Origin of the sequence: Pantoea sp. Taur (assembly GCF_009830025.1) — a bacterium.
GTDB lineage: Bacteria > Pseudomonadota > Gammaproteobacteria > Enterobacterales > Enterobacteriaceae > Pantoea > Pantoea communis.
In genome coordinates this window covers 23,893-36,056 of record NZ_SZZZ01000014.1, presented here as the reverse complement: position 1 = coordinate 36,056, position 12,164 = coordinate 23,893, and the positions used below count along the sequence as shown (strand labels likewise).

Here is a 12,164-nt window from a genome sequence, read left to right as displayed (position 1 = left end):
TTAGCGCACAGGCTCAGTTATTTGGCGTAAAAGTCTGGACGCGCTGGCATGGTCACCGGCTCGATAGCGCCGCTGTTCTGGGCTTTATGGCAGGCATCCGCCGCAACGGAGGCAGCAAAACCATCCCAGGCGGAAGGCCCGGTCAACTTGCCCGCCGTGGCGTCATTGATGAAAGCTTGCAGCTCAACGTCGTAAGCCTCGATAAAACGGTCTTTCCAGTCAGTGAGCAGCGCATTGCCGAGACGCGCGTTTTTACGCATCTGAATAGATGAAGGCTCAGGCAGTTTGGCAATGCCCTCTTCGCCCACCACTTCACACTGAATGTCGTAGCCGTATGCGCAGTTCACGAAGATCTCGACATCAATACGAATGCCCTTCTGGGTTTCGAACAGCACGATTTGCGGATCTTTCAATTTGGCATGGCTCTTCGAGGTGGAACGCGGGAACACCACCTGCACCGATTTATAATCGTCTTCGGTCAACCAGCGCAGCACGTCCAGCTCGTGAATCAGGGTGTTGGTGATTGCCATATCGGTGGTGTAATTTTCGCCCACGCTCTGGTTGCGGTGCGCGCAGTGCAGCATCAGCGGCTCGCCGATTTCACCGTCAGTGATCACTTTCTTCAACGCGCGATAGCCTGAATCGTACGGACGCATAAAGCCCACCTGCACCAGGCGTTTACCGTGTTTGATTTCGGCATCAACGATGCGACGGCAGCCTTCGGCGCTCATCGCCAGCGGCTTCTCGCAGAACACGGGCTTGCCAGCAGCAATGGCGGCAAGGGTGAATTCTTCGTGGGTCGGATCCCATGATGTCACCAGAATGGCATCCACCTCCGGCGAGTTAATCACCTGATGACCATCCTGATACACCTCAGCTTCGATATTCAGACGCTGCAGCGCCGCGCGGGCCCCTTCCACGTTGATATCTGAAACCGCCACCACTTTCGCGCCCTGCAACACATTGTTGCAGCGACGAATGTGATCCTGACCAATTGCACCGGTACCAATTACACCGAGTTTGAGCGTCATAATTACACCTGTAGAGTCGGATAAGTATGCCCTTCATATTTCAAGATGCAGGTGCGTTGGCTGCTCTCGTTGGCCGCCTTCCTGACTCTCGAATTATTTGGGGGACATAGGGTTAAACAAGGCCGGCGAACGCCGGCCTAAAAAGGGTGTTAGTACTTACGTGCTTGTTCGATATGCACGTTAAGTTTGTCGGCCACTTCCTGCGTGCGTTCAGACGTTGAAGTCTGAGCCACACCAACGTGCCACCAGCTGAAATATTTGTGAATCATGGTTTTTGGCAGCACTTTGATGTCGAACAGCACTGAAACGGTCTGTTTCTGCGCGTCAATCAGTGCAGCTTCCAACTGTTCCAGCGTGGTAATGCGATAGGTTTTGCAACCGTAACCGCCCGCAATCGCCGCGAAATCGACCGGAATAAAGCCGCCATCCAGCTTGCCGCCTTCCGGGTTGCGGAAACGGAACTCGGTGGTGAAGCTGTCCATGCCGTGTTCCATCTGTAGGTTGTTAATACAGCCGTTGGTCATGTTATCCAGCAGCACCACGTTGATTTTCGCGCCTTCCTGAATCGAGGTGACCAGCTCGGAGTGCAACATCATGAACGAGCCATCTCCCACCATCACATAGACTTCACGCTGCGGCTGGGCCAGCTTCACGCCCAACGCGGCATTGACTTCGTAGCCCATACAGGAATAACCGTATTCAACGTGGTACGAGTTGTAATCTTTGGTGCGCCACATGCGTTGCAGGTCGCCCGGCAGACTGCCCGCTGCCGCGACAATCACTGCATCCTTTGGGAGCTGCTCGTTTAAGGTGCCCAGCACGCTGCTCTGCGTCAGCACTGACTGCGTCAGGCGCTCAAACTCAGTAAACAGCGCTTCACGGTCAATGTGATCGGCGATTTCGGGAATAAAATCGTCGGTGCTATAAGTGGCGGCATACACACGCTGCGTCTCTTTCAGTAGCTTGCTTTGTGCCTGCTCAACCTGACCGCCCCAGTGGTTTTCAAAGCCTTTCAGGCCGCTTTCCAGTGCAGTCAAACCTTCACGTGCATCCGCTAACAGCTGCACTGCATCCAGCTTGTAGCTGTCGAAGTTGCTGACGTTGATGTTGAGGTAGTTCACCTCTGGATTCTGGAAAATCCATTTCGAGGCGGTGGTGAAATCGGTGTAGCGCGTACCGATACCAATCACCAGATCGGCTTCTTTCGCCAGCAGATTGGCCGCCAGACAGCCCGTTTCGCCAACGCCACCGACATTCAGCGGATGATCCGAGACGATGGTGCCTTTACCGGCCTGAGTTTCCGCAAACGGAATGTTAAAACGCTCGGCGAACTTCAGCAGCGCCGCGCCCGCGTCGGAGTATTTCAGACCGCCGCCGACAATGATCAATGGCTTGTGTTTACGCGCAATCAGCGACAGCGCATCTTCCAACTGAGCAGCTGTCGGCAGACGGCGATCCAGACGATGCACACGTTTCTGGAAGAAATATTCCGGGAAGTCCCAGGCCTCACCCTGCACGTCTTGCGGCAGCGCGATGGTCACGGCACCGGTTTCCGCCGGATCGGTCAGCACACGCAAGGCATTAATACAGGCAGTCATCAGCTGTTCAGGACGGCTAACGCGGTCCCAGTATTTGCTCACCGCTCGGAAGGCATCGTTGGTACTGATGCTGAGATCGTGGCTCTGCTCGATCTGCTGCAAAACGGGATCGGGCTGACGCGTGGCGAACACATCGCCCGGCAGCAGCAGTAAAGGAATGCGGTTCGCGGTCGCCGTGGCAGCTGCGGTGATCATGTTCGCCGCGCCCGGTCCCACTGAAGAGGTACAGGCAATAATCTGACGACGCAGCGACTGCTTGGCGAAACCAATCGCCGCATGCGCCATGCCCTGTTCATTACGACCCTGATGCACCACCAGATCGCCGCTGTCCTGCTCCAGCGCTTGCCCCAGTCCCAGCACGTTACCGTGGCCAAAAATGGCAAAAATGCCTTTCACAAATTTGGTTTCAACGCCGTCAACGTTCAGATACTGGTTATCAAGAAATTTCACCAGCGCCTGTGCCGTGGTAAGTCTGATTGTGCCCATATGCTTCTTCCTTTACATGCTGGTACCTGACGTGAGGTACAACGCGGTTCGGGTTTTCGCTGCCGTGACGGCACCCGCGGATAAGTGAAACGTGTGGCGATTATAAACAAATATTTTTTTCATTAAACGTAATTACAGAAGAAACATTTCATTTTGCGATGGAGATCAAATTCAGCGATGAAACGTTGCCAGCGAAGGCCGTTGCAGGGGAAAAAGTGAAATGACAAAATAGCATTTTAACAAGATAGCGAAATTTCATTTCACTTCAGTAGCTTCCTTTATTCACAGCCATTTTCCTGCGAACTGGCTCACAAGCCATAGCATCAGTGAAACCGATGCTAAACAGCATGCCGTGATAGCGCATCGTGCAGAGTTTTACCTCGGTCACAAAATCGCGATGGATGTTTCATTTCATATTGTATTTGGAATTTTTATTCCTCATACTGCCACCATAGCCAATCAGGCACCTTGAGAACCCGGAAGCATAGCGCTTGATGTTGGGCGTTTTCGCCCCAGTGTCTGCTTATCACAGAAGGAAACCACAGGTATGAGTACACAACAGAAGCGGCTTGATGTGATTTGTATCGGACGCATCGCCGTCGACCTCTACGGTCAGCAAATCGGATCACGTCTGGAAGATATGACCAGCTTTAATAAATATCTGGGCGGTTCTTCCGGTAACGTGGCCTATGGAACAGCCATTCAGGGCCTGAAATCAGCCATGCTGGCGCGCGTAGGGGATGAACATAACGGCCGCTTTCTGCGAGAAGCATTGCAGCGCGTGGGTTGTAACACCGATGGGCTGATCACCGATAAAAACCGCCTGACCGGCCTGGTGATCCTCGGTATTAAAGATGAAGATACCTTCCCACTAATCTTCTACCGCGACAATTGTGCCGATATGGGCCTGGTGCCGGATGACATTAAAGAGGAATTCATCACCTCTTCTCGCGCTGTCGCGGTCACCGGTACGCATCTTTCACATCCGCAAACCCGCGCTGCAGTACTGAAAGCGTTGGATATCGCCAAGCGAAATGGTCTGCGCACCGCACTGGATATCGATTATCGTCCGGTGCTGTGGGGGCTGACGTCACTGGGCGATGGCGAAACGCGTTTCGTTGAATCCGGTGAAGTCACGAAACAGCTACAGGAAGTGCTGCACTATTTCGATTTGGTGGTAGGAACGGAAGAAGAGTTCCACATTGCCGGCGGCAGTACGGATACGCTGACAGCACTGAAAAATGTGCGCCAGGCAAGTAAAGCCACGCTGGTCTGTAAACGTGGACCGCTGGGGTGCGTGGTGTTTGAAGGTGATATCCCGGACAGCTGGGAGCAGACGAAATTGCAAACCGGCGTTCGCGTTGAAGTCCTGAACGTGCTGGGTGCAGGCGATGCCTTTATGTCTGGCCTGCTGCGCGGCTGGCTGAATGATGAAAGCTGGGAACAGGCTTGCCGCTACGCCAACGCCTGTGGTGCGCTGGTAGTCTCACGCCATGGTTGCGCGCCAGCGATGCCAACCAAAGAAGAGCTGGACGATTTCCTCGGTCGCGACAAAGACGTAAAACGCCCGGATCTGGATGCGCGTCTCAACCATCTGCACCGCGTCACCACGCGTAAACAGCAGTGGCCAGAACTCAACGTGTTCGCGTTCGACCATCGCAAACAGCTGGCCGATATGGCCCGTGAAGCAGGCGTCAGTGAAGATAAGATCCCACAGTTGAAACTGCTGCTGTTGCAGGCGGCGCAGGAAGCGGCCAACGAAGCAGGCTTAAATGAGAAGAGTGGGATTCTGGCGGATACCACCTACGGCCAGAAAGCACTGAACGCGATTACCGGCAAAAACTGGTGGATTGGCCGACCTATCGAACTACCAAGCTCGCGTCCCCTGCGTCTGGAGCACGGTAACATCGGCTCGCAACTGGTCGACTGGCCAGCAGAGCACGTGGTGAAATGCCTGGTGTTCTACCATCCGCACGACAGCGCCGAGCTGCGTAAAGAGCAGGATGAACTGGTACTCGATGTGTGGAACGGCTGTAACAAGAGCGGGCATGAGCTGCTGCTGGAACTGATTCTGCCGGAGAGCAATCCGGACCGTAATGAATCGTACTATTACGACATGCTGAGCCACTTCTATAGCCTGGGCATTCAGCCGGACTGGTGGAAACTGCCACCGCTGTCGGCAGAGAGCTGGCAGGCTATCAGCGGGTTGATCGAACAGAACGATCCCCACTGCCGCGGCATTCTGCTGCTCGGCCTTGATGCGCCGGAAGAGACGCTGAAAGCCGGTTTCGCCGCTGCAGCGCAGGCACCGTGGGTCAAAGGCTTCGCCGTCGGCCGAACCATCTTCGGTCAACCGTCACGTCAGTGGCTCAACGGCGAGCTGGATGACAAAGCGCTGATTGAAACGGTGAAAGGCAACTATCTGCGACTGATTGGTTACTGGCGCGCCGCGCGTGGCTGATTGGCGTTAAAGCAGTACCAAAGCGGCTCATAAGGGCCGCTTTTTTTATGGGCATCAGCACTGCCGCTAATCACTTCTTTTTGTGAGGCATTTCATAAACCGATGAAATAAGCGTCACGATAGCGTCAAACAAATGAAATTTTCCATCCATCTGGTACTATAGCGCTCATTATCCAGCCATATTTTCATTTTTTGACGGGCCGAAGTCATGACCAACAATCCAACCCAATTAACCTTGTTACAGGACGATATCCGTCGTCGCTATGAGACGCTGAGTAAACGCCTGAAGCAGGTGGCTCGTTATATTCTTGATAACAGCAACAGCATTGCATTCGATACCGTGGCTTCCATCGCGCAACAGGCCGATGTGCCGCCCTCCACGCTGATCCGCTTCGCCAACGCCTTTGGTTTCAGCGGTTTCAACGAAATGAAACAGGTTTTCCGTCAGCACCTGATGGAAGAAACCGTGAACTACACCGAGCGTGCTCGCCTGTTCCGCCAGACTGCCACTGATGACAGCGCCAGCTCGCCTGAAAGCCCGGTAGAAATCCTCAACGTCTTTACTATGGTGAACAGCCAGGCATTGCAGCAGTTAGCGATGCAGGTCAATCCGGACCAGCTGAATAAAGCGGTCAAGATGCTGGATGAAGCGGAGAATATCTACATCATTGGCCTGCGTCGCTCCTTCAGCGTTGCGTCCTATCTGGTGTATGCGCTGCGCCATCTGGAGCGTCGTGCGTTTCTGATCGACGGTCTCGGCGGCATGTTCACCGAGCAGTTGAGCATGGTGAATCCCAAAGATGTGGTGATTGCCATTAGCTACTCGCCATATGCGCGTGAAGCGGTTGAGCTGGTTGAGTTGGGTGCCAAGCGCGGCGCACATCTGATTGCTATTACCGACAGCCAGGTAAGCCCACTGGCCGCCTTCAGCGATGTGTGCTTTGTGGTGCGCGAAGCGCAGGTGGATGGCTTCCGTTCGCAGGTTGCCTCCCTCTGCCTGGCACAGACGCTGGCGGTTTCATTAGCGCTCAATAATACCGGCACCGGCGAATAACTTCGCCAGACGTTGTACATCAAAAAGGGCAGCCATTTGGCTGCCCTTTTTACATTTGTCATTCATATCTTGCGGTGTGCTGCCAGGTGCACATCTCTGTGCACCCAACGACAAGCGTATCGCTAGTCGGTAGCGTCGCCATTATGGCGACCTGCGACTTTATTTGCTGCGCGGGTACTTATCGCTGTTCACCCAGGCGTGGTCTTTCTCCCAGGTAAACTTCCACAAACGCACCGGACCGGCCATCACGTTCAGATAGTAGTTGTCGTAACCCGCAATGGTGGCCACCGGATGGTAGCCACGCGGGACGGTCACCACATCGCGGTTATACGGCGCCATGCACTCGTCAAGTGAACGGTCGTCGGTATACACGCGCTGCATCGCGAAGCCTGGCTCTGGATCGAAACGGTGATAGTAGGTCTCTTCCAGATAGGTCTCATCCGGACTGGTTTTCTGGTCGTGCTTATGGCTGGGGTACGAACTGGTCGCACCCTCGTCGGTATACACTTCCACCACCAGCAGGCTGTCGGCTTCTTTATTATCCGGCAAAATGTTGTGCACCAGACGCTGGTTGCGTCCTTTACCACGCTGCTCCACCCCCACATCTTCCGGTGCAATCAGGCGTGCAGGCAGATTGCCTTTGCTCGGTGCATTACACACCGCCAGCTCCAGATCGCTATCGGCGTAGACTTCTACTTCATCATCGTGCGGCACATACACCGAGTACGGTGGAATACGCTCGAACGGTGACAGGCGCTTACCCAGGTTCGGGAACTCCGCGTTGCGGGTTTTTACCGAGGCAAAACCCGCCACCAACACCAAACACAGTTCTTTATCGCCGCTGCTGAGCTTTAGGCTCTGGCCCTTCTTCAGCAGGTAGGCATCAAAGCCGACGTACTCCCAGCCCGCACTTTCTGGCGTGACGTGCTGGATACGACCATTACTGTCTGGCTGCTGCGCTTTCGAAATCAAAGACATCATCGATCTCCTAAGTTAAGCGAGATTAGCCCAGCGTTGGCATGCTGAACTCTGAAACAGTCTGCTGACCGCTCGGCCAGCGCACGGTGGCGGTTTTCATGCGGGTGTAGAAACGCACGCCGTCTGGACCGTGCACGTTCAGCGCACCAAACACCGAACGCTTCCAGCCACCGAAGCTGTGGAACGCCATTGGCACTGGCACGGGCACGTTAACGCCTACCATGCCCGCTTCCACGTTCTGCACAAACTCACGCGCAGTGTGGCCGTTACTGGTGAAGATGGCGCTGCCGTTACCGAATTCATGGCTGTTGACCAGCTTCAGTGCACTGTCAAAATCAGTAGAACGCATGATGCTCAATACCGGCCCGAAGATCTCTTCGCGCCAGATCACCATGTCCGGGGTAACGTTATCAAACAGGGTGCCGCCCACGTAATAACCCTCTTCATGGCCTGCGACTTTTACGCCACGACCATCCACCACCAGTTTTGCGCCCTCGGCTTCACCTTTGTCGATGTAGCCCAGGACTTTCTTCTGATGCGCGGCAGAAACCACCGGGCCCATTTCGTTCTCTTCAGCACCTTTTTGGATACCGGGGCCGATGCGCAGCGCTTTGATCAGCGGTGTCAGACGCGCAATCAGTTTGTCAGCAGTATCATTGCCCACTGCAACAACCACAGGCAGCGCCATGCAACGCTCACCGGCAGAACCAAACGCGCCGCCCATGATGGCATTCACAGTGGCATCCAGATCGGCATCTGGCATCACGATGGCGTGGTTTTTCGCCGCACCAAACGCCTGCACACGTTTGCCGTGGGCGCTGGCGGTTTTGTAGATATGCTCGGCCACGCCGGAAGAACCGACGAAGCTCACTGCCGCAATACGCGGATCTTTGTACAGCTGCTCAGCATCTTCGTTAGAGGAGTGCACCACGTTGAACACGCCATCCGGCAGTCCCGCTTCTTTCAGCAGTTCAGCCATACGCACAGAGGCTGATGGATCCAGCGCCGGTGGCTTCAGGATAAAGGTGTTACCGCACGCCAGGGCGATTGGGAACATCCACAGTGGCACCATCGCCGGGAAGTTGAAGGGCGTAATACCCGCGACCACGCCAACCGGCTGCATCAGCGAGTAGCAATCCACGCCGGTGCCGACGCTTGGTGAGTTTTCACCTTTGATCAGATGCGGGATTCCACAGGCAAACTCGATCACTTCGATACCGCGCGTCAGCTCACCCAACGCATCCGACCACACTTTACCGTGCTCAGACACGATCAGCGCAGCCAGTTCGTCACGGTGTTTTTCCATCAGTGCTTTGAAGTTGAACATCACACGGGCACGACGCAGCGGCGCTGTTTTCGACCATTCAGGGAACGCGGCATGGGCGATTTCGATCGCTTTTTCCACTTCAGCAGCGGTGCTCTGCGTGAGTTCACGCGCGACCTTGCCGGTGGCTGGATCGTATACCGGGATGGTTTCATTGCTGGCGCTGTGGGTAATCTTGCCGCCGATAAAGTTTCCTACGATAGTCATGTCGTTGCCTCTTTGATGTGAAGTTCCCTGCAGGCAGTCGGTTATCACTGCAACGCCACCTGACCAGGCAATACGAAAAGCGTGCTATGAAGCTATTACAATGAAATAAATTTTTCAAATACTTCTTTTTGGAAAATTTCCTTTTAGCGGCATGGATCGCATTTTTCCCGCCTTCCCTGCAGCAAGGCCGCAAACCTCGCTCGATCGGCGCCCTGCCTCTCTTGCCGACACGCAATCATAACCCTCTGTGACCACACAATTTCCACTGAGATCACGCCAGCATGATGTTACGCGAAACGAAATATGAAATTTTTGCGAGGAAGATCCAATATCTGATATTTCATAATTCACTAACAATGAAATAAATGTTTTCTTTGCAGCATCTGAACCGTATCCTATTACAGGAGCCACACATGGCCATCGATCCAACCCGTTTCTGTATCAACCGTAAAATTGCGCCCGCGCTCTCACTTGAAGCCTTTTTCCAGTTAGTTCAGCGACTGGGTTTGAGCAAAGTGGAACTGCGTAACGATATGCCGGGCGGCAAGGTCACCGATGGTCTGAGCGCATCGCAGCTGCGATCGCTGGCGGATAAGTATCACATCGAGATCGAGACCATTAACGCGCTCTATCCGTTTAACCGCCCTGATGACGCGCTGTTGAGCAAAGCCGAAGCGATGTTGCAAGAAGCGAAAGCCATTGGAGCCAAAGCGCTGGTGATGTGCCCATTGAACGAGGGTATTGCCATCGCACCAGAGAAAACGCTGGAGGCGTTGCAGATCCTGGCACCGCGCTTCGCTGAATACAGTATTCAGGGGCTGGTTGAGCCGCTGGGCTTCCCGGTGAGTTCACTGCGCTCTGCGGTGCAGACGCAAAAGCTGATTAAGCAGGCGGGCGTGCCGTTTAAATTGCTGCTGGATACCTTCCATCATCACCTTTACGAGAACGCCGAGCAGGAGTTCCCGCAGGAAATTGAGGTGAACCAGATTGGCTTAGTGCATCTCTCAGGCGTGGAAGATACCCGCCCAACGGCGGCACTGACGGATGAAGAGCGCATTATGCTGAGCGACCGCGATGTGCTGAACAGCGTGGCGCAAGTGAAGCGTCTGGAGATGCTGGGCTATAAGGGCATTTACGCCTTTGAGCCATTCTCCTCGGAGCTGGAGAAGTGGGGCGCGAAAGCGATTGAGCGCGAAATTCGCCAGAGTATTGAGTTGCTGCAAGCCTGATTTATAACGGCGGCCGAGGGTGTGTGCCGCCGTTTCCCCTACCCTTATCTGTGTCCATAACAAGACACACTTTGTTAGTGTTGGCCTCGGTCGGAGGCCCTTTTTTCCATCCTCGTCATATTTTACGTCATAGCTGCGTTGGCCGCGTTTGTGCGCCCCAGTCACTTACGGACGTAAGCTCCTGAGGACTTACAAACTTGCCGCCTTGCTCTGACGTAAACTATTTAGAGGATGCCTGAGCGATTTAACAACGTTTGCTCTCACCCTAATTACTGACGGACGTAAGCTTCTGGGGACTTACAAACTTGCCGCCTTGCTCTGACGTAAACTATTTAGATGATGCCTGAACGATTGAAGACCCTGTTTAGATGCGCCTGAGCGATTGGGATGAATGATGTGAGGGTGCTTTATTCATAGAAGTCAGGCATTTTCTTTGATTTCCACAGCCGCTTCTTGTGGCAGCCGCTTCATCATGCGTAGCGTGCAGAACAGCGCCAGACATACCAGCAGCGCGGTGAGCAGATAGACCAGCGACACCCCGGCGTAACTCATGATAAAACCCGCAATCGGTCCGGTGATACCTAGCGACAAATCCATAAACGCCGTGTAGGTCGCCAGCGCGCTGCCCTGGTTCTGCTGGGGCACCACTTTCACCGCCACCACACCAATCGCCGGGAACACCAGCGAGAAACCTGCACCGGTCAGAAACGCCCCCATTTTCGCCATCCACGGGTCGAACGATCCGGCCACCAGAAACAGTCCGACCGCTTCAACGGCAAAACAGATGCTGGCGACGCGCAAGCCACCGAGCTTATTAATCGCGTTGGGGAACAGCAGACGCGTACCGACAAAGGCGGCGCTGAACATCGTTAAGGCAAAGGCAGCACCATCCCAGCCCTTATCCTGATAGAACAGGGTGATAAAGGTAGCGATCACGCCAAAACCTGCTGATCCCATCGCCAGAATCAGGCCGAAGCCGTAGATTTTGCCCAGCACATCGCGGAACGGCAGCGGTTTGGCTTTGCTGCCTTTCACTGGCGCACGCGGCAGCGCCAGCGCAATCGCCAGCACGCAGATGGCGATAATAATGCCTGAAAGCAGCAGTAAACCGCCGCTGCGGAAAATCACCACACCGAGCGGCGCACCGATCGCCATCGCGCCGTAGGTGACAATACCGTTCCAGGAAATCACTCGGCCAATGTGCAGTGACCCAACGCGCGCCACGCCCCACAGCGATGTGCCGGTGCCAGAGAAGCTTTGCCCTACGCCCAATATCACGCGCCCCAGACACAACAAAATCAGGCTGAGGACGCCCTGCCCTTCCGTCAGCGCCGAAAGCAGGATACAGATGCCGCTAATCAGGCAACCCACCAGCCCCAGCACCACGACCTTCTTCGGCCCCCACATATCAGCATAGCGCCCCGCATGCGGACGGCTCAGCAGCGTGGCGATGTACTGCAGGCTGATCACCAATCCCGCCCAAAAGGCGCTGTAGCCCAATCCGTCATGGACAAAGCCCGGCAGCACCGCCAACGGCAGGCCAATCGTGAGATAGCTGGCGAAGTTGAACTTCACAATGGAGAGGATCAGAAGATTCAGGCGAAGTCGGCCGTGTTCAGGGGCCGCGGCAGGCTGGTCAGGCATGAGTGATTGCGCTCGTGGGTGACTAAATATTTGTATAGAAGGCTAACTATACGCCTTTTCCTGCCGACTGCATCCGGTGATCGCCCTAATTTGTGGTCATCATTTCGTCATATCGCCCACTTACACTCGCGCCCATCAAATCCCAAAGAGGA

Annotated in this window: 8 protein-coding genes; 3 read left to right on the top strand and 5 right to left on the bottom strand. The window is 54.7% G+C overall.

The genetic code is table 11. The annotated features are described in order from the left end of the window. Window positions 1-17: 17 nt before the first annotated feature. Both FD744_RS17830 and iolD read right to left on the bottom strand, forming a co-directional pair. Entirely contained in the window at window positions 18-1,031 is a 1,014-nt protein-coding gene (locus FD744_RS17830) for a Gfo/Idh/MocA family protein (protein ID WP_038644253.1), read from the bottom strand. Between the two features lie 149 nt (window positions 1,032-1,180). Next, the gene (iolD, locus tag FD744_RS17825; RefSeq protein WP_160868890.1) at window positions 1,181-3,115 is read right to left on the bottom strand and encodes a 3D-(3,5/4)-trihydroxycyclohexane-1,2-dione acylhydrolase (decyclizing); all 1,935 of its coding nucleotides are present in this window, start codon (window positions 3,113-3,115) and stop codon (window positions 1,181-1,183) included. Window positions 3,116-3,662: 547 nt separating this feature from the next. Here iolD and iolC point away from each other — a divergent pair. Then, the gene (iolC, locus tag FD744_RS17820) at window positions 3,663-5,576 is read left to right on the top strand and encodes a 5-dehydro-2-deoxygluconokinase (protein WP_160868889.1); all 1,914 of its coding nucleotides are present in this window, start codon (window positions 3,663-3,665) and stop codon (window positions 5,574-5,576) included. 208 nt (window positions 5,577-5,784) lie between these two features. Continuing rightward, window positions 5,785-6,630 (top strand): MurR/RpiR family transcriptional regulator, encoded by an 846-nt coding sequence (locus tag FD744_RS17815; RefSeq protein WP_034819711.1) that lies wholly within the window; start codon window positions 5,785-5,787, stop codon window positions 6,628-6,630. 159 nt (window positions 6,631-6,789) lie between these two features. Here FD744_RS17815 and iolB read toward each other — a convergent pair whose 3' ends face one another. Continuing rightward, entirely contained in the window at window positions 6,790-7,608 is an 819-nt protein-coding gene (gene iolB / locus FD744_RS17810; protein ID WP_038644251.1) for a 5-deoxy-glucuronate isomerase, read from the bottom strand. Window positions 7,609-7,633: 25 nt separating this feature from the next. Further along, a complete protein-coding gene (locus FD744_RS17805) occupies window positions 7,634-9,139 on the bottom strand; it encodes a CoA-acylating methylmalonate-semialdehyde dehydrogenase (RefSeq protein ID WP_160868888.1) in 1,506 nt (501 codons plus the stop codon). A 413-nt stretch (window positions 9,140-9,552) separates the two neighbouring features. On the opposite strand from FD744_RS17805, the gene FD744_RS17800 reads away from it, so the two are divergent. Then, the gene (locus FD744_RS17800; protein WP_160868887.1) at window positions 9,553-10,368 is read left to right on the top strand and encodes a TIM barrel protein; all 816 of its coding nucleotides are present in this window, start codon (window positions 9,553-9,555) and stop codon (window positions 10,366-10,368) included. A gap of 420 nt (window positions 10,369-10,788) precedes the next feature. On the opposite strand, the gene FD744_RS17795 is transcribed toward FD744_RS17800, so the two are convergent. Then, entirely contained in the window at window positions 10,789-12,012 is a 1,224-nt protein-coding gene (locus FD744_RS17795) for an MFS transporter (protein ID WP_160868886.1), read from the bottom strand. Window positions 12,013-12,164 lie beyond the last annotated feature (152 nt).